Origin of the sequence: Embleya sp. NPDC005575, from assembly GCF_040605455.1 — a bacterium.
Lineage (GTDB): Bacteria > Actinomycetota > Actinomycetes > Streptomycetales > Streptomycetaceae > Embleya.
On record NZ_JBEXCV010000120.1, the window covers coordinates 1 to 20,212 of the forward strand.

General features: G+C 72.6%; 5 protein-coding genes. All 5 read left to right on the top strand.

Annotated elements, in window-relative coordinates:
* On the top strand, positions 1-5,809 hold a 5,809-nt coding region (locus ABZS54_RS30830; RefSeq protein WP_355543358.1), incomplete at its 5' end, for a beta-ketoacyl synthase N-terminal-like domain-containing protein.
* A gap of 13 nt (positions 5,810-5,822) precedes the next feature.
* Entirely contained in the window at positions 5,823-8,672 is a 2,850-nt protein-coding gene (locus ABZS54_RS30835; protein ID WP_355543361.1) for an aminotransferase class III-fold pyridoxal phosphate-dependent enzyme, read from the top strand.
* 97 nt (positions 8,673-8,769) lie between these two features.
* Positions 8,770-10,251 (top strand): MFS transporter, encoded by a 1,482-nt coding sequence (locus tag ABZS54_RS30840; protein ID WP_355543363.1) that lies wholly within the window; start codon positions 8,770-8,772, stop codon positions 10,249-10,251.
* Between the two features lie 212 nt (positions 10,252-10,463).
* On the top strand, positions 10,464-11,666 hold the full coding sequence (locus ABZS54_RS30845; RefSeq protein WP_355543366.1) for an acyl-CoA dehydrogenase family protein: 1,203 nt from the start codon (positions 10,464-10,466) through the stop codon (positions 11,664-11,666).
* A gap of 236 nt (positions 11,667-11,902) precedes the next feature.
* Complete coding sequence (locus ABZS54_RS30850) at positions 11,903-20,206, top strand: type I polyketide synthase (RefSeq protein ID WP_355543369.1); 8,304 nt, start codon at positions 11,903-11,905, stop codon at positions 20,204-20,206.
* The last annotated feature ends 6 nt before the right edge of the window (positions 20,207-20,212 follow it).

Here is a 20,212-nt window from a genome sequence, read left to right on the forward strand (position 1 = left end):
ACTCACCCGCGATCGACCGCTCGCGATGTTCGTGCTCTTCTCCTCACTCGCCGGCACGCTGGGCAACCCGGGTCAGGCGAACTACTGTGCGGCCAACCACTTCCTCGACGCGCTCGCCGGCTACCGCCGTGCCCACGACCTTCCCGCGCTCTCGCTGGGCTGGGGTCTGTGGTCCGCGGAGGGCGGCATGCAGGCCGGGGTCACCGCGGGCGGGCTCGACCAACTGCGGCACACGGGTCTGCGGCCCATCTCCGCGGAGGGCGGCGCGGCGCTGTTCGATCGGGCGCTCGCGTCGAACCGCCCGGTGACCCTGCCGGCGCGGCTCGACCTGCGGACGTTGCGGGCCGGATCGACGTCGATCCCGCCGATGTTGCGGAGTCTGGTCGGTCGCCCGTCCCGCCGGGTGGTTCGGCAGGGCGCGGGCGATCAGCGGGCATTGGCCGACCGGCTGGCCGCATTGCCGCAACAGCAGCGGCACGAGCAGGTCGCCGACCTGGTGCGGACCGAGGTGGCCGCGGTGCTCGGGTTCGGCGCGGGCGAGCGGATCGGCGAGGGAGTGCCGTTTCGCGAACTGGGCTTCGACTCGCTGACCGCGGTCGAGCTCCGCAACCGACTGGCCGCGGTCACCGGCCTGCGGTTGTCGCCCGGGGTGGTGTTCGACTACCCGACGGTCTCGGCGATCGCCGAGCACCTGCTGTCCGAGCTGAGCGGCGACCTGCCGGCTTCGGCCGCGGCCGTCGCCGCGTCCGTCCCGGGGCCCGGCGGCGAGAACGAGCCCATCGCGATCGTCGGGATGGCGTGCCGCTTCCCGGGCGGGGCCACCACGCCCGAGGCGCTGTGGCAGCTCGTCGTGGACGGCGTGGACGCGATGACGGACATGCCGGACGACCGCGGCTGGGACATCGAACGGCTCTGGGACCCGGATCCCGACAAGCCCGGCACGTTCTATCCGCGCGCCGGCGGGTTCATCGACGATGCCGCCGAGTTCGACGCCGGCTTCTTCGGGATCTCGCCCCGTGAGGCGCTCGCGATGGACCCGCAGCAGCGGTTGCTGCTGGAGACCTCGTGGGAGGCACTGGAAAGCGGCGGAATCGACCCGCAGTCGTTGCGGGGCAGCAACACGGGCGTCTACACCGGATTGACCGCGCAGGGATACGGGGAGGGCGGCGACGGAGTCGAGGAGAGCGCCGAGGGATATCGGCTGACCGGCTCCACGACGTCCTTCGGTTCCGGCCGGATCTCCTACGTCCTCGGGCTGGAAGGCCCGACGATGTCCATCGACACGGCGTGCTCCTCGGTGCTGGTGTCGCTGCACCTGGCCGCGAACGCGGTGCGCAGTGGCGAATGTGCCCTGGCACTCGCGGGCGGCGCGACGGTGATGGCGCAGCCCATCGGGTTCATCGAGTTCTCCCGGCAGCGGACGTTGTCACCCGACGGCAGGGCCAAGGCGTTCGCCGAGTCCGCGGACGGCACCGGATGGTCGGAGGGCTTGGGCCTGTTCGTGTTGGAGCGATTGTCCGACGCCCGGCGGAACGGGCACCCGGTGCTCGCGCTCGTCCGGGGCAGCGCGGTGAACTCCGACGGCGCCTCCAACGGCATGACCGCACCCAACGGCCCCTCGCAACAGCGGGTGATCCGGCAGGCGTTGGCCAACGCCGGCGTCGAACCGTTCGAGGTGGACCTCCTGGAGGCGCACGGGACCGGCACCCGGCTCGGCGACCCGATCGAGGCGCAGGCGCTGCTGGCGACCTACGGCCGCAATCGGCCGGCGGAGCGCCCGCTGTGGCTGGGTTCGGTGAAGTCGAACATCGGGCACACCCAGCACGCCGCCGGGGCCGGCGGGCTGATCAAGGCGGTCATGGCCATGCGGGACGGCCTGATGCCGAAGACCCTGCACGTGGACGAGCCGACGTCCGCGGTGGACTGGTCGTCGGGTGCGATGGAACTGCTGACCGAGGCCCGCCCGTGGCCGGAGCTCGACCGGCCGCGCCGGGCCGCGGTGTCCGCGTTCGGGATGAGCGGCACCAACGCGCACGTCATCCTCGAACAGGCACCCGAGGAGCCGGCCCGGGTCCCGGTGCGGGACGCGGTGTCCCTGCCGGCGGTGCCGTGGGTGTTGTCGGCCAAGTCGCCGCAGGCGCTGCGTGCGCAGGCCGGCCGTTTGCTGACCGTGGTGGACTCCGATGCGGCGCCGAACCCGCTCGACATCGGCTTCTCGCTGGCGACCCGCTCGGTGTTCGACTACCGCGCGGTGCTCGTCACCGGAGGCGGCGCGAAGGCGCAGGCCGGGTTGCTGGCGATCGCCGAGGGCAACGCGTCCGTCGCCCGGGACGGCCGGACCGCGTTCGTGTTCACCGGGCGGCCCGTCACCGACCGTGCTTCGCACGGTCCGGAACGCGACCTGTACGAGACGTTGCCGGTGTATGCCAAGGCGTTCGACGAGGTCCTGGCCGAGCTCGGCGACAAGGGTGAGGACGCGACCCTGTTCGCCGCCGAGGTGGCGCTGTTCCGCCTGGTCGAGTCCTGGGGCCTCACATTCGGCTGCGTCGCCGGGACCGGGATCGGCGAGATCGCCGCCGCGTATGTCGCCGGGGCGCTCTCGCCGGCCGACGCCGCCCGGCTGGTGACGACCGGCGACCGGGTCGAGGTGACGCTCGCCGAACCAAGGATCCCGGTGGTGTCGCTGCGCACCGGCCGCCCGCTCGCCGCCGGCGACCCGCTGGGGTCGGCGGGATCCGAGGGGATCGCCGCCGCCGAGCGGTGGATGGGTGAGCAGCGGGTGACCCGGTTCGTCGAGTCGGGTCCCCGGCGCACGCTCGAACGGTCGGTGCTCCTGCTTCGGGACGACCGGCCGCAGGTGCACACCGTTCTCGACGGCGTAGCCGAACTGTTCGTCGCCGGGGCGGCCGTCGACTGGCCGGCCGTGTTCACCGGCACCGGGGCCCGCCGCACCGGCCTGCCCACCTACCCGTTCCAGCGCGAGAGGTACTGGCCGGCCGAGTCCGGCGACGCCGCGAATCCCGGGCTCGACGCGACAGAGCACGCCCTGCTCGGCGCGCCCATCGCGGTGGCGGGCCGGGACGAGTCGGTGTTCACCAGCCGCCTGTCGCTCACCACTCACCCGTGGTCGGCGGACCACGTCGTCGCAGGTGTGCCGGTGCTGCCCGGATCGGCCCTGGTGGACCTGGCGATCCGGGCCGGCGACGCGACCGGCTGCCCGGTGCTGGCCGAGCTCACGGTCGTCGAGCCGCTCGTGCTGCCCGACCGCGGCGGCGTGCAGGTGCAGGTCGTGACCGGCGCCGCCGACGAGGCCGGGCGGCGGTCGGTGGGCATCCACACCCGGCCCGCCGCCGCCCCGGGCACGGACGGCGCACCGCCGGACTGGACCTGCCACGCCACCGGCATGCTCGCCCCCGCCGGCGGCCCGCCGCAGATCGAGCCGGCCGCGTGGCCACCGGCCGAAACCACGGCGGTGGTCTGGGCGTACGAGGACCTCGCCGACGCGGGGCACCGGTACGGCCCGGTGTTCCAGGGCCTGGAGTCGGTGCGGCGGCGCGGCGAGGAGTTGTTCGCCGAGGTCCGGCTGCCCGAAGGGGCGGTCGCCGACGTCGGCAGATTCGGGATCCACCCGGCCCTGCTGGAGGCCGCCGTGCAATCGCTGCTGATCGGCGCTCCCGCGGTCGAACCGGACGGCACGGCCATGCTGCCGCTGGCCTGGGAGGGTGTTGCCCTGCACGCCACCGAGGCGACGGTCCTGCGCGTGCACCTGGCTCCCGTCGGAGCGCGGGCGTTCCGCCTCGAAGCGGTCGACGAGGCCGGGCAGCCGGTGCTGGTTGCCGAGTCGGTGCGCCTGGCCCCGGTGCGCTTGACGCCGCGCGACGGCGCATCGTCCGCGTCGCCCGGCCGGGCTTCGTTGTTCGAACTGCGCTGGATCCCGGTCCCGTTGCCCGCCGACGACGAGCCGGAGAGCCTGCTCGCCCTGCTCGGCGACGACCCCGGCGACCTCGCCGCGGTGGCACCGCTGCGGTTCGCCGACATCGAGTCGGCGGCGGCGTCCTACACCCCGTGGGACATCCTGCTGGTGCAACCGTCGGAGCCGGGCACGTCCGCCGATCGGCCGGCGCACGTACACCGGGCCGTGGAACGGGCGCTCGGCGAGGCGCAGTCCTGGCTGGCCCAGGAGAACCTGCCCGACAACCGCCTGGTCGTGGTGACCAGGGGAGCGATGCCCGTCGAGACGGAGGACGACGTTCGGGACCCGGCCGGGGCCGCGGTGTGGGGCCTGCTGCGGTCGGCCCAGGCGGAGCACCCCGACCGGATCGTGCTGGTCGACCTGGACGACGACGCGGCCTCGACCGAGCTGCTGTTCCTGGTGGCCCAGGCGGGGGAGCCGCAACTGGCCATCCGCGCCGGGCGCATGCTCGCGCCCAGGCTCGTACCCTCGACCGCGTCGGGCGTGATCCCGGCGGCGCCCGCGGCGGACGGTACCGTGCTGGTCACCGGCGCCGACGGGCCGCTCGGGGCGCTGTTCGCCCGGCACCTGGTCACCGCGTACGGGGTCGAGCACCTCGTGCTCGGCGAGTCCGACCCGCACGGGCCGGACTCGCCCACCGCGCGGCTGCGGGACGAACTGGCCGGTCTCGGTGCGACGGTCACCGTGGCGGCCTGCGACCTGGCCGACCGGGCGGCCGTGCGCGCGCTGCTCGCGGACATCCCGGCCGAGCACCCGCTGACCGGGATCGTGCACACCGAGAACGTCCTGGACGACGGGGTGTTCACCGGGCTGACCACAGAGCGCGTCGCGCACGTGTTGCGGCCGAAGGCGGACGGGGCGTGGCACCTGCACGAGCTGACCGCGGACGCGCCGCCCGCGCTGTTCGTACTGTTCTCCTCGGTCGTCGGCATGCTCGGCAGCCCGGGGCAGGCCAACTTCGCCTCGGCGAACGCGTACCTGGACGCGCTGGCCACGCAACGTCGGGCGCGGGGACTGCCCGCGGTGTCGATGGCCTGGGGCCGGATGGTCGAGAGTGCGCAGTCCGGTCTGCGGGTGATCGCCGAGGACGAGGCGTGCGAACTGTTCGACGCCGCACTCGGCACGGGGCTTGCCGTGGTCGCGCCGGCACCGCTCGACGTGGCGGCGCTGCGCCGCGACACCGCGCAGGTGCCGGTCGTGCTGCGCGGGTTGGTGCCGCGCGGTGAGCGCCGGAAGGCGAGCGCCGAGGTGCCGGCCGACCGGTTCGCCGAGATGACCAGGACCGAGGCCGAGACGTACCTGCGTGACCTGGTGCGGGCCGAGGCGGCCGGGGTGCTCGGACACGCGACCCCGGAGAACGTGCAGTGGGAGGTTTCCTTCCGGGACTCCGGCTTCGACTCGCTGTCCGCCGTGCAGTTCCGCAACCGGTTGGCCGAGCAGACCGGCCTGTCCCTGCCCACCACGCTGGTGTTCGACTACGCCTCGCCCGGCGTGCTGGTGGAACACCTGCTCGAACGGCTCGCCATCACCGACGGGGTCAGCCCCCGCTCCGCCCTGGCCGAACTGGACAAGCTGGAGGCCGTCCTGATGGCCGTTCCGGCCGACCAGGCGGCCGACCAGGCGGCCGACCAGGCGTTCGGCCATCCGGAGATCACCGCCCGGCTGACCGCCATCCTCGCCCGCTGGAACAAGACCCGGACCGACGCGCGGCCCGACGCGGTCCCCGGTACCGGCGAGTTCGACCTGGCCGCCGCGATCGAGACCGCGACCGAGAACGAGGTCTTCGACTTCATCGACCGGGAGCTGGGCCGCTCCTCCGCCAACCCCAACCGCTGACCAGGAGATATTGGTGAACGCACCCATCCGTTACGCCGAAGCCCTACTGACCGGAATGCTCGGCACCTTCGGGCTGGACATCGAGTATGTCCGGGCGGAGAAGAACAGCCTGTACTACCTGGACGACGCCGGTACGGAGGTGCCGGTCCTCGACCTGGTCGGTGGTTGGGGCTCGCTGATGCTCGGGCACAACCATCCGGAGATCGTGGCGTACGCGAAGGAACTGCTGGACACCGGTTGGCCGGTGCACTCGCAGCACTCCTCGCATCCGGTCGCCGACCGGGTCGGCGCCGTGCTCAACGACATCCTCGGCCGCGAGTTCCCGGGTGCCGAGCCGTACCCGATCATCTTCGCCAACACCGGCGCGGAGGCGGTCGAAGCGGCGGTCAAGCATTGCGAGTTCGACCGCGTGCTGCGGATGAAGAGCCTGTTCGAGCAGATCGAGTGGCACGCCGACGTGGCGCTGAACGCGGTGCGCGACGGGGCCGCGGCGCTGCCGGACGACACGTCCCTGCTGCCCGGCGACGTGCCGGTGCCGACGACCGTCGAGGAGTTCGCGGCGCTGCTCGGCGCGGTGGCCGCGCACAACGTCGCGCGGGCGGGGACCACTCCGGTGTTCTTCGCGCTGGAGCGGGCCTTCCACGGAAAGCTGGTCGGCAGCACCCAGTTCACCTACAACCCGCTGTTCCGGGCGGCGTTCGCATCGCTCGGGCCGACGGTGCAGTTCGTGTCGCCCACCGATGCGACGGCCTTCGAGAAGGTCGTCTCCGAGCAGCGGGTCCGCGTGCTCGACGTCCAGGTGGTGGACGGCAGGGTCACGCTCGTCGAGCGGGACTTCCCGGTCGTCGCCGGACTGATCGTCGAGCCGATCCAGGGCGAGGGCGGGATCCACGAGCTGACCGCCGAGTTCGCCGCCCACATCCGGCGGATCTGCGACGAGATCGAGTGCCCGATCGTCGTCGACGAGATCCAAACCGGGATGGGGCGGACCGGGAAGTTCTTCGCGAGCTCCCACATCGGGTTGCTCGGCGACTACTACGTGCTGGGCAAGTCGCTCGGCGGCGGTGTCGGCAAGACCTCCGCGATGCTGGTCCGACAGTCGCGCTACCGCCCGGAGTTCGAGCTGGTGCACAGCTCGACCTTCGCCAAGGACGGTTTTTCCACGGCCATCGCCCTGCGGACACTCGAACTTCTCGAGGCCGAGGATGGAGCGGCCTACGACCGCGCCGCGGAACGCGGGGAGCGAATCCTGGGCATGCTGCGCGAGTTGGCCGAGGAGTTCCCCGACGTGGTGGCCGACGTGCGCGGCAGGGGACTGCTCATCGGACTCGATTTCGCCGACCAGAGCCAGGCATCGTCCCCGATCATCCGGGAGAAGGCGCGGGCCGGTCTGCTCGTCTTCCAACTGGGCAGCTACCTGCAGTTGGCCCACCGCATCCGCACCGGACCGACGGCGAGTGTGCCGACCATGCTGCGAATCGAGCCGTCGATCCAGATCAGCGACGAGGAGATCGACCAGCTGCGCACCGGCCTCACCCAGGTCTGTCGGATCCTGCGCAACCAGGACGCGTCGACGTTGATCCACCCGCTGACCGGCGCCGGCCGGCCGGCGCGCGCGGAGATCGAGGACTTCCGGCCCGCGGCGGGCGACGCGGTGGCGCCGGCGGAGCCGGCCGGCCGCAGGGTCGGGCTCGTCAGCTACCCGCTGACCCCGGACATGTTGCGGGAGTTCGATCCCTCGCTCGCCGACCTGGACGATGGCCGCCTGCTCGCCTATGCCCGGCGGTCGGAGCTGCTCAAGGACCTGCCGGCGCTCGCGCCGGTCCGGTTCGACTCGCCGCAGGGTACGTCGGTGGACCTGACCGTCTACCCGTTGCTGGTGACCCAGCAGCAGTTGCGGGAGTACCAGGTCTCCGGGCAGACCTTCCTGATCGGCCTGGACCTGGACCGCCGGGTGCGCGCGGCGAAGGCGGACGGCTGCGACACCGTCGGCCTCGGGTTCGGCCTCGGCGCGGTGAGCGGTCACGGCCGCGCACTGCGGGTGCCCGGGATCGCGGTGACCGCGGGCAGTGCGCTGGCGGTCGGCTCGGCTCTGGCCGCGGTTCGGCATGCCGCGGTCGAACGCTTCGGCGGGCTCGGCGGGTCGACGATGGCGGTCGTCGGCGCCGGCGGGCGGATCGGCTCGGCCATCGCCGCGCTCGGCGCCCGGGAGGTGGCCAGGATCGTGCTGGTGGGGAGCGGCCGACCGGGTTCGGTCGAGCGGCTCCGGGCCACGGAACATTGGATCTATCAGGAGTCGTGGGCGCGGATCGCGGCCGGCGGTGAGCTGACCGGTATCGCGGCGGCGCTGGCCGCCGAGCCGCTCGTCACCGGGTGGCTGGCCGACGGGCGCTCCGGCGACGAGCCCAGTGGCGAGGCCATCGCCGCGTATCTCGCCGACGCCCGTGGCACCGACCCGCTCGTCGTCGTGGCCGATGATCTTTTGTCGGTGCGAAATGCGCACGTGGTGTTCACGGCACATTCGAGCCCGGTTTCCGTACTGGACGAGAAGTATCTCGCCGACGGCGCGATCATCGGAGATTTGTCCTTTTTCGGTACCGGTGCGGAATCGGCCGCGGCGGCTTCTCGCGACGATCTACACTACGTGCGGGCCGGTGTACTTTCCGTGTCCGGTGGCGGTATTCTGCCAGCCGGCCTCAGTGTTTCACCGGGTGCTGATGAATTGCCGGCGGGGGCGGCCGAAGCAATCACACTCGCGTTGTCCGGCGGCGGATCGATGGGCGACGGCGCCATTACCCGCGAGCGGGTGGACGCCATAGTCGAACTCGCGAAGCAGCACGGATTCGAGACTGTTTTCAGCTGAAATCTGCCGAACACCGTTCGCCGGACCATCGGCCGATGGTCCGGCCTGATCAACAGAGGTAAGTGGAATGTCAGAGTCACCAAATTCCGAATCGAAAGTGGCGGCGGAGGGGGCGCCCGACCCCCACTACGCCAACCGCTGGTTGATCCTGGCGGTGATCGGTATCGCGCAGATGACGATCTTCCTGGATACGACCGTGGTCAACATCGCGCTGCCGTCGGCACAGGATGATCTCGGGTTCGGCGACGCGGACCGGCAGTGGGTCGTCACGGCCTACGCGCTCGCCTTCGGCAGCTTATTGCTGCTCGGCGGCAGGCTGGTCGACCTCGTCGGGGCCAAGCGGTCGCTGATGATCTCGATCGTCGGATTCGGTGTCATGTCGGTGCTGGGCGGCGCGGCCAACGGCTTCCCCATGCTGGTGACCGCTCGGGCGTTGCAAGGCGCGTTCGCCGCGCTCGTCGCGCCGGCGGCGCTGTCGTTCCTGCTGACCGTGTTCAAGGACCCCAAGGAACGCGTCACCGCGTTCGGCGTCTACGGCGCGCTGGGCAGCGGCGGGCTCGCGCTCGGGCTGATTCTCGGCGGCGCCTTGACCGACTGGTTGGACTGGCGTTGGTGCCTGTACGTCAACGTGATCCTCACGGCGGTCGTCTTCATCGGCGCGTCGCTGACGATGCAGAACCGACAGGCCGAAGACCGCCCGGAGCGGCTCGACCTGCCCGGCACGGTGACGGCCTCGGTCGGTTTGTTCTGCCTTGCCTACGGTCTTTCCAACGCCTCCGACGGTCACTGGGGCGGCGCCGACGTGTGGGGCTTCCTGGTCGGGAGCGGGGTCCTGCTGGTCGCGTTCGTGGTGTTCGAGCTTCGTTCGCGCACGCCGCTGCTACCGATCAGGATCGTGCTGCACCGCAACCGGGGCAGCGCGTACCTGGCGATGTTCCTGTTGGGGATCGGACTGTTCGTGCAGTTCCTGTTCCTGACCTACTACCTCCAGTTGATCCTGCACTTCTCGGCGATCGAAAGCGGCCTGGCCTTCCTGCCGATGATCGTGGGGATCGCGATCGGCGCGACCACCGTCCCGCCGATCCTCGAACCGAAGCTCGGGTCGCGCATTCTGATCCCGGCCGGCCTCCTGCTGGCCGCGGTGGGCTCGTTCTGGCTCAGCCGCCTCACCACCGACAGTTCGTACGCCGCCGGTGTGCTGGCCCCGACGCTCATCGCCGGCATCGGCTTCGGACTGGTCGTCTCACTCGGCGCGGCGGTCGCCACGGTCGGAGTCGAACCGCAGGATGCCGGCGCCGCGTCGGCGCTGGTCAACACGGTGCAGCAGGTGGGCGGTTCGATCGGCACCGCGCTGCTGAGCACCCTGGCGATCACCGCGGCGGACTCCTACATCGAGGGCAAGACGCCGACCCCGCAGCTCGCGGCGGAGGCCTCCGTGGAGAGCTACACGACGGCGTTCTTCTGGGGCGCGATGGTCTTCCTCGGTGGGGCGATCGTCTGTGGCCTGCTGTTCGACCGCTTTGTGACGGCGCAAACCGAGCCGGAGGTCGGTGAACCGGCCGTCGTGCCCGGCGTCTGATCCCTGCCGCATCGTTCGACCGGAAGCCGGTCGTCGGCCGGTGCTCGCTGCCAAGGCGCTCACTTGGTTCCGAGGACCAGCCCGGCGGCCGGTTTCTGGGTTCTCGACGCTGGGACTCCTCGGCCGGAGCGGATTGACTTGAGTACGGATGCGGTGCGGTGAGCCCACCCCGATCGGGGTCGGTCCGCGACCCACAATCGAAGGAGAGCTTCGTGACAGCAGTGGCCGATGAGCGGGCGGACGCAACGACCGGGCCGGCGGTCGACCCGGCGGAGCTTCTGACACGTACCCGCGAGCTTGCTCAGCTGATCCGCGAGAATGCGCCGAAGACCGAGCAGGACCGCAGGCTCGCCGAGGAGGTCGTGGTCGGGCTGCGCGACGCGGGGCTGTTCCGGCTCACGACGCCGACCCGGTTCGGCGGCTACGACCTGAAGATGTCGGACCTGCTGGCGATCATCGCCGAGGTCGGCAAGTCGTGCGGGTCGGCCGGCTGGAACCTGTCCATCGACACCGCGTCGACCCGGTTCGCCTTGAACGGCATGCCGGAGACCGCGTTGGCGGAGATGTTCGCGGACAACCCCGACGCGTACGTGATCTCCACAGCCCACCTGAGCACGACGAAGGCCCGGCGGGTCGACGGCGGATTCCGGGTGACCGGCACGTTTCCGTGGAGCTCGGGTTGCGAGATCGCGGACTGGGCCTACATCCCGGTGGTGCACGTCTACGACGGCGACGAGCAGACCGCCGACCTGGTGGGCGGCGTCGTACCGATGAGCGACCTGAAGATCGAGCGGACCTGGCACGTGGCCGGTCTGGCGGGCTCCGGCACCCACACCGTGGTGGCCGAGGACGTGTTCATCCCGGAGCAGCGGGCGGTCGCGTTCAGCCTCACCGATCTCGTGGGCGAGGACGAGCGGGACAGCATGCTCGTCCAGGGCAGTGCGCAGTCGCTCGCCGCGATCGTGGGTGCGGCGCAGGGCGCGCTGGAGGTCACCAGGCAGGCCCTGGACAAGAAGCGCCCGATCACCTACGTCAACTACGAGGCGGCCGTCGACGCGCCGTCGGTGCAGATGTGGTTCGGCGAGGCCGCGCATCTGATCGAAACCTCCGCTCTGCACCTGAGGGAGATCGGTGCGGCCCTCGACGGGATACCGGAAACCCAGCCCATGCCGTGGGCGGAGCGAGCCCGGATTCGCATGCACCAGAGGTCCGCTCATGAAAAGGCGCGAGCGGGTGTGGAAAAGCTGCTCGATGTCGTCGGAGGCAGCGCGTTCGCCCTGTCGAATCCGCTGCAGCGCCTGTGGCGGGATATCTCGGTGATGAGCCGGCACACCGCGCTCAACGCGCCGATCATCCTTGAGGACTACAGCCGCGCGACGCTGGATATCCACCCGTCGGTGACCCTCCTGTACTGAGGAACCCTCTCGGGCCATGCCGTCCGGTGTGGCTTCTCCACCCAGTCAACCAATGCGTCGGTATTGCTCGGCGGCCGGGGATCATGTGGCCGTCGAGCAATACCGATGCGCCCTTTTACGCGCGGCGTTTCACCGGGCCTGCATCGGTTCTCGTTGGTATCGGCCACCAGATTTCCATCCGCATTCTGGGTCCGTGAAACAAGCCATCCGGCCGTCATGGGCGTTGACTGCTGGATATGAGACGGATCGCCGTGGTCGGATTGGCTTGTCGGTTTCCCGGGGCCGGCGACGGCCACGAATTCTGGCGGTTGTTGCGGGACGGGACGGACGCTGTACGAGAGGCCCCGCAGGACCGGTGGCGCGGCGCGGAGCTGCCGCACCGCCTCGGCGGGTTCGTCGACGGGATCGACCGGTTCGACGCGGGGTTCTTCGGAATCTCACCGCGTGAAGCCGCCGCGATGGACCCCCAGCAGCGCTTGATGCTGGAGCTGGCCTGGGAGGCGCTCGAAGACGCGCGGATCCTCCCCGCCGAGCTCGGCGGCGGCGACACCGGGGTGTTCGTCGGCGTCATGTGGGACGACTACGCGGCGCTCCAGGACCGGCTCGGCGCGGCCGGGGTCGACCGGCACACGATGACCGGCACCCGCCGCGCGATCATCGCCAATCGCATCTCCCACCACCTCGGTCTGCGCGGACCGAGCCTGGCTGTGGACACCGCGCAGTCCTCCTCGCTCGTGGCGGTCCAGTTGGCGTGCGAGAGCCTGCGGCGCGGCGAGTGCGGGGTGGCCATCGCCGGTGGCGTGAATCTGAACATCCTGGCCGAGCCGACGCTCGGCGCGGTGCGGTTCGGCGGCCTGTCCCCCGACGGCCGGTGCTTCACCTTCGACGCGCGGGCCAACGGATTCGTGCGTGGTGAGGGCGGCGGCGCGGTGGTCCTCAAACCGTTGGCCGCCGCGCTCGCCGACGGCGACGACATCTACTGCGTCCTGACCGGTGGTGCCGTGAACAACGACGGTGCCGGGGAGGGCGAGCACACCGGCCTCACCGTGCCCAGCCGTTGCGCGCAGGAGGAGGTCGTCCGGCAGGCGTACCGGCGGGCCGGTATCGCGCTGCGCGGCGTGCAGTACGTGGAATTGCACGGCAGCGGCACGAAGGTGGGTGACCCGATCGAGGCCGCGGCGCTCGGTGCCGCGCTGGGGCACGCGCGGCAGCCCGGTTCGCCGCTGCCGGTGGGTTCGGTCAAGACCAACATCGGCCACCTGGAGGGCGCGGGGGGGATCGCCGGGTTGCTCAAGGTGGCGCTGAGCATCCGGCACCGCCTGTTGCCGCCGAGTCTGAACTTCGCCACGCCGCACCCGGACATCCCCCTGGACGACCTCGGACTGCGGGTGCAGACCGAGCTGACGCCGTGGCCGGAACCGGACCGGCCACTGGTGGCCGGGGTGAGTTCGTTCGGGATGGGCGGCACGAACTGTCACCTGGTGGTCGCCGAACCCCCGGCGACCGCTGCGACCACCGTCTCGCCGGCTGTCCCGACGATCACCTCGGCGACCGCCCCGTTGCCCAACGAGCCTTCGCTGCCCGGCGCTTGGGCTTGGCCGATCACCGGGCGCACCAGCGAGGCACTCCGGGCCCAGGCTGCCCGGCTGTCGTCCTTCGTGGACGAACGGCCCGAGTCCGCCGCGGACATCGGGTTGTCCCTGGCCACCACCAGGACCGCCTTCCGGCACCGCGCCGTCGTGGTCGGTGGCGACCGGGCGGAACTGCGGCGGCGTCTCGCCGAGTTCGCCGGCGGCGCGGCTGTCGCCGGCGTGATCGAGGGACAGGCGGGCGCGACCGGGAAGACGGTGTTCGTCTTTCCCGGGCAGGGTTCGCAATGGGTCGGGATGGCGGTCGAACTGCTGGACTCGGTGCCGGAGTTCGCCGAGTCGATGCGGGCCTGCGAGGAAGCGTTCGCGCCGCACGTCGACTGGTCGCTGAGCGCGGTGCTGCGGGACGCGACCGCGCTGGAGCGGGTGGACGTGGTCCAGCCCGCGCTGTTCGCGGTGATGGTCTCGCTCGCGCGGTTGTGGCGTTCCTGCGGGGTCGAGCCGGCGGCGGTGGTCGGGCACAGCCAGGGTGAGATCGCCGCCGCGTGCGTGGCGGGCGCCCTCTCGCTTGCGGACGCCGCACGGGTGGTGACGTTGCGCAGCCAAGCCCTGACGGCGCTGTCCGGCCGTGGTGGCATGGTGTCGGTGCTGCGGTCGGCCGCCGAGGTGCGCGAGCGGATCGCCGAATGGAACGGCGCGGTGTCGATCGCGGCAGCGAACGGTCCGTCGTCGGTGGTGCTCTCCGGCGACCCCGACGCACTGGACGAGCTGGTCGCGCGGTGGACCGCGGAAGGCGTCGAGACCCGGCGGATCGTGGTCGACTACGCGTCCCATTCCTCGCACGTGGAGCAGATCCGGGAGCGGCTGCACACCGTGCTGGCCGGGATCCGCCCGAGGTCCTCGGCGGTGCCGTTCTACTCCACGCTGACCGGCGGTTTGCTGGACACCGCCGCACTGGACGCCGCGTACTGGTACCGGAACCTGCGGCAGACCGTGGAACTGGAGCAGGCAACCCGGGCGCTGCTGCGGGACGGGTACGCGGTGTTCGTCGAGTGCAGCCCGCATCCGGTGCTCCTGCCGGCCCTGCGGGACACCGTGGAGCAGGCCGGGCCGGCGTCCGCCGTGGTCACCGGGTCGCTGCGCCGGGGCGAGGGTGGGCCGGAGCGCTTCCTGGCGTCGCTCGCCGAACTGCACGTGCGCGGTGTCGACGTGCACTGGTCCCGCGTGTTCGCCCTGCGCGGCGCCCGCACCGTGGGCCTGCCCACCTACGCCTTCCAGCGCGAGCGCCACTGGCTCACCGAGACGGCCGTTCGGGCCCCTGCCCCCGACGCGGAACCCGCGCCGGCGGCCGCTGCTCCGGCCGGGGGCACGGCCGTGTCCCCGGCCGGGCCCGAGATGCTCGCACTGGTGCGGTCGACCGTCGCGGTCGTACTCGGCCACGCGAGCGGCGACGAGGTGGATTCCGGCACGACGTTCAAGGATCTGGGGTTCGACTCACTGTCGAGCGTGGAGCTCCGGGACCGGTTGCGCGCGGCGACCGGACTCGCGCTGCCGGCGGGGTTGTTGTTCGGTCACCCGACCCCGGCCGAACTCGCGGATCACCTGCGGGCATCGGCGGCGGGCGACGAAGGCTCCACCGACCCCGCCGCCGGCACGGCGAGCGACGAGCCGATCGCGATCGTCGGAATGGCCTGCCGGCTCCCCGGCGGCGTCGCGTCGCCGGAGGACCTGTGGCGACTGGTCGTGGACGGGACCGACGCGATCTCGGAATTCCCCGCCAACCGGGGCTGGGACCTCGACCGACTCCACGACGTCGACACGGGCCGGGCGGGCACGTCCTACACCCGGCACGGTGGCTTCCTGCACGACGCCGACCGATTCGACCCCGAATTCTTCGGCATCTCGCCGAGGGAGGCGCTGGCGATGGACCCGCAGCAGCGGCTGCTGCTCGAGACGTCCTGGGAGGCGCTGGAACGGGCCGGGATCGACCCCGCGGGCCGGCGCGGCGCACCCGTGGGAGTCTTCGTCGGCGCGATGGCGCAGGACTACGGCCCTCGGCTGCACGCCGCGCACGCCGAGTCCGACGGCTACCGGCTGACCGGCAGCACGATCAGCGTCGCGTCCGGCCGGATCGCCTACACGCTCGGGCTCCAAGGCCCCGCGGTCACCGTGGACACCGCGTGCTCCTCGTCGCTGGTCGCGCTGCATCTCGCGGCGCAGGCCCTGCGCGCCGGGGAGTGCTCGCTGGCACTGGCCGGCGGCGTCGCGGTGATGTCCGGCCCCGGGATGTTCGTGGAGTTCAGCCACCAGCGCGGGCTGGCCCGGGACGGCCGATGCAAGGCGTTCTCCGCCGCCGCCGACGGCACCGGGTGGGCCGAGGGCGCGGGGATCGTGGTGCTGGAGCGGTTGTCGGACGCGCGGCGCAACGGACACCGGGTGTTGGCCGTGGTGCGGGGCAGCGCGATCAACCAGGACGGGGCGTCGAACGGGCTCACCGCGCCGAACGGCGTCGCCCAGGAACGGGTGATCCGCCAGGCCCTCGCTGCCGCCGGGATGTCCACCGGGGATGTCGACGTGGTCGAGGCGCACGGCACCGGGACCACGCTCGGCGACCCGATCGAGGCCGACGCGCTCGCGGCCACGTACGGTCGCGACCGGGAGCCGGGCCACCCGTTGTTGCTGGGGTCGCTGAAGTCCAACATCGGCCATGCCCAGGCCGCGGCCGGGGTGGCCGGCGTGATCAAGATGGTGCAGGCGCTGCACCACGAGACGGTGCCCAGGACGCTGCACGCCGACGAGCCGACCCCGCATGTGGACTGGGCCGGCGGCGGGTTGGAGCTGGTGACCCGGACGCGGGAGTGGCCGCGGACCGGCCGGGCGCGTCGGGCCGGGGTGTCCTCGTTCGGGATCAGCGGCACGAACGCACACGTGATCATCGAACAGGCGCCGCAGCAGCCGGAGCCGGAGCCCGAGTCGGTGCCGGTGCCCGGTGTGTCGGCCAAATCGGTGTCGCCGTGGGTGTTCTCCGCGAGCAGCGAGGACGCGGTGGCGGCCCAGGCCGCCGCCCTGCTGTCCTTCCTGGACGCCGATCCCGGCCTGAACCAGGCGGATGTCGGGTTCTCCCTGGCCGTCGCCCGGTCCGGGCTGGCGCACCGGGCCGCCGTCGTCGGCGCGGACCTGTCCGCGCGGCGCCGGGGCCTGACCGCGCTCGCCGCCGGTGTCGAGGCGCCCGGCGTGGTGCGCGGCACCGCCCGGGAGGCGGGTGGGGTGGTGTTCGTCTTCCCCGGCCAGGGTTCGCAGTGGGTCGGGATGGCGGTGGAACTGCTCGACTCGTCGCCGGTGTTCGCCCAGACGATGCGGGCGTGCGCCGGTGCCCTGGCCCCGCACGTCGACTGGGACCTGTTCGAGGTGCTGGGTGACGCCGCCGCACTGGAGCGGGTGGACGTGGTGCAGCCCGCGCTGTTCGCGGTGATGGTGTCGCTGGCCGCGCTGTGGCGTTCCCACGGTGTGGAGCCCGCCGCGGTGGTGGGTCATTCCCAGGGGGAGATCGCCGCCGCCTGTGTCGCCGGGGCGCTGGACCTGGCCGACGCGGCGAGGATCGTGGCCCTGCGCAGCAGGGCCATCCTGGCGCTGTCCGGTGCCGGCGGCATGGTCTCGGTCGCGCTGTCCGAGGACGAGGCCGCCGAACGCCTGCGCCGGTGGGACGGTCGGCTCTCCACGGCGGTGGTCAACGGCCCGGGATCGGTCGTCGTCGCCGGCGACGTGGACGCGCTGGACGAGTTGGTCGCCGAGTGCGAGGCCGCCGGGGTGCGGGTCAAGCGGCTCCCGGTGGACTACGCCTCGCATTCGGCGCACGTGGAGCGGATCGCGGACGAGCTGGCCACGGTCCTGGCCGGAACGGCCCCCCGCCCGGCGGCGATCCCGTTCTACTCGACGGTGACCGCCGGCCCGCTGGACACCACCGGCCTGGACGCCGGGTACTGGTACCGCAACCTGCGTCGCCAGGTCCGCTTCGCCGAGACGGTCGGCGTGCTGGCCGAGCGCGGGCACTCGGTGTTCGTCGAGGTCAGCCCCCATCCGGTGCTGACCGCGGCGGTCGAGGACGTGCTGGAGCACGCGGTCGTCGTCGGTTCCCTGCGCCGCGAGGACGGCGGCCCCGAGCGGTTCCTGACCTCGCTGGCCGAGGCGTACGTACGCGGGGTGGGCCCCGACTGGCGGGCCGTCTTCCCCGGCGCCCGCCCCATCGACGTGCCCACCTCGGTGTTCCGGCGGCGGCGCTTTTGGCTCGAACCAACGCCGGACGGCGAGGCCGCGGACGTCGAGGCGGCCGGACTGACGTCGGCGGACCACCCGTTGCTCGGTGCGGTGGTGGAACTGCCGGACTCCGGCGGTCTCGTGCTCACCGGACAGCTGTCCCGGCAGGCCCAGCCGTGGTTGGCCGACCACGGGCTGGCCGATCGCGGGCGGGGCGACACGGTGCTGCTGCCCGGCGCGGCGTTCGTCGAGATGGCGGTGCGCGCGGGCGACGAGGTGGGCTGCGACGAGGTCGCGGAGCTGACCTGCGAGGTGCCGCTGGCCTTGCCGCCGCACGGCGCGGTCGCCGTACGGGTCACGGTCGGCGAGCAGGACGAGTCCGGTCGCCGGGTGCTGGCCGTGCACGCCCGCCCGGCGGACGGTTCCGGCGGCTGGACCCGGCACGCGAGCGGAGTGCTCGCGATCGGCCGAGCCGAGGAGTTCGACCTGACCTCTTGGCCGCCGGCGGGCGCGGTCGCGGTGGAATGGGACGGCGGATACGACCGCTGGACCGAGCTCGGTTACCGCTACGGCCCGGCGTTCCAAGGCCTGCGCTCGTGGTGGCGCCGGGGCGCGGAGATCTTCGCCGAGGTCGCGCTGCCGGCCGAGATCGAGGCGGACGCGGGCCGGTTCGGGCTGCACCCGGCGCTGCTGGACGCCGCGTTGCATGCCGCGGTCGGGGACGGTCCGGACTGCCGGCTGCCGTTCTCCTGGCAGGGCGTGTCGTTGCGGGCCGGCGGTGCGTCCGCGCTGCGGGTGTGGATCTCGCCGGACGGCGCGGACACCGTCTCGCTGCGGCTCGCCGATGCGACCGGCGCGCCGGTGGCATCGGTGGAGTCGCTGGCACTGCGGCCGCTGCCGGCCGGTGTGCCGACCGGCGGGCCGCCGGACGCGTTGTTCCGGGTGGACTGGGTCGAGGCCCACGTGCCCGAGACGTTCGGTGATCCGCGGCCGTGGGCGGTCGTCGGCGTCGACGAATTCGGGGTCGGCGGGCCCGCCCATGCCGATCTCGGCGCGTCGGCCGCCGCGGGACCGGTGCCGGAGGTGATCTTCGCCGCGCTGACCGGGGAGTCCACCGCGAGTGGCGCACATGCCGTGGCGGGCCGGACGCTGCGGCTGATCCAGGAGTGGCTGGCCGACGAGCGGTTCGCCGGCTCGAGGCTGGTACTGCTCACCCGGAGCGCGATGGTCGTGGAGCCGGCCGAGCCGGACGCCCTCGGGGCGGCGGGCGCCGCGGCGTGGGGCATGGTCCGGTCGGCCCAACGGGAGCACCCGGACCGGTTCGTCGTCGTCGACCTGGACGCTCACGAGGCGTCGGTCGCGGCGCTGCCGGTAGCCCTGGCCACCGGCGAGCCGCAACTCGCGGTGCGCAAGGGCCGGCCGCTGGTACCCCGACTGGCCAGGGTCGCCGGCATGCCGGCGGCGCGCCCCGATCTCACCGCCGGCACGGTGCTGATCACCGGCGCCACCGGCACCCTCGGCGGCCTGTTCGCCCGGCACCTGGTGACCCGGTACGGAGCGGCACACCTGCTGCTGACCGGCAGGCGCGGACCGGACGCCCCCGGCGCGGCCGAACTCGCCGCGGAGCTGACCGAGCTCGGTGCCACGGTCACCGTGGCCGCGTGCGACGTCGCCGACCGGGACGCGCTGGCCGCGCTGCTGGCATCGATTTCGGCCGAGCACCCGCTGATCGGCGTGGTGCACGCCGCCGGGCTGCTCGACGACAGCGTGCTGGAGGCGATGCGGCCGGAGCAACTCGAGCGCGTCCTGCGGCCGAAGGTCGACGCCGCGCTGAACCTGCACGAACTGACCCGAGGGCTCGACCTGTCGATGTTCGTGCTGTTCTCCTCGGTCGCCGGGATCCTCGGGCTGCCGGGACAGGGGAACTACGCCGCGGCCAACGCGTTCCTGGACACCCTGGCCCAGCAACGAGCGGCGCGGGGCCTGCCGGCCGTGTCGCTCGCCTGGGGTCTGTGGGCGCCGCCGAGCGGAATGACCGGCCGGCTCGCCGACGCCGACCTGAGTCGGATGCGCCGCGCCGGCCTGGCCGCGCTGTCCGCACAGGACGGGCTGGCCCTGTTCGACGCCGCGGTCCGCGCCGACGCGGCCCTGCTCGTCCCGGCCCGGATCGACCCGGCCGCGGTGCGGGCGCACGGCACGGTCCCGGCGCTGCTGCGCGGCGTGGTCCGCGAGCGGGTCAGGCGGGCCGAGGTCGCCGCGGGCAAGCCGGGCGACGCCGGGTCGCTCGGCGCCCGCCTGGTTCGAATGTCCGGCGCGGACCGTGAGGCGGCCCTGCTCGACCTGGTCCGCGAGCACACCGCCACCGTGTTGGCACACGGCACGCCGGGCGCGATCCCCCCCGACCGGACCTTCAAGGAACTCGGGTTCGACTCGCTGACGGCGGTGGAACTGCGCAACCGGCTGGGCGCGGCGACCGGGCTACGACTGCGGGCGACGCTGGTGTTCGACTACCCGACGCCGTCCGCACTCGCCGGCCACCTCGGCCCGGCTCTCGGCCCGGCCGAGCCGACCGGGCCCACCGGGCCCACCGAGCCGGCCGAGCCGGCCGCGATGCCCGCGCCGTCGGCGCGTGGGCTGGACGGGCTGGAGCTGGACGAACTCTTCGACCTCATCGACGGCGAACTTGGCATGCCCTGATCGGAG

Coding starts and splice junctions, on each gene's coding strand:
- ABZS54_RS30850 (WP_355543369.1), top strand. CDS start 11,903: ATGAGACGGATCGCCGTGGTCGGATTGGCTTGTCGGTTTCCCGGGGCC.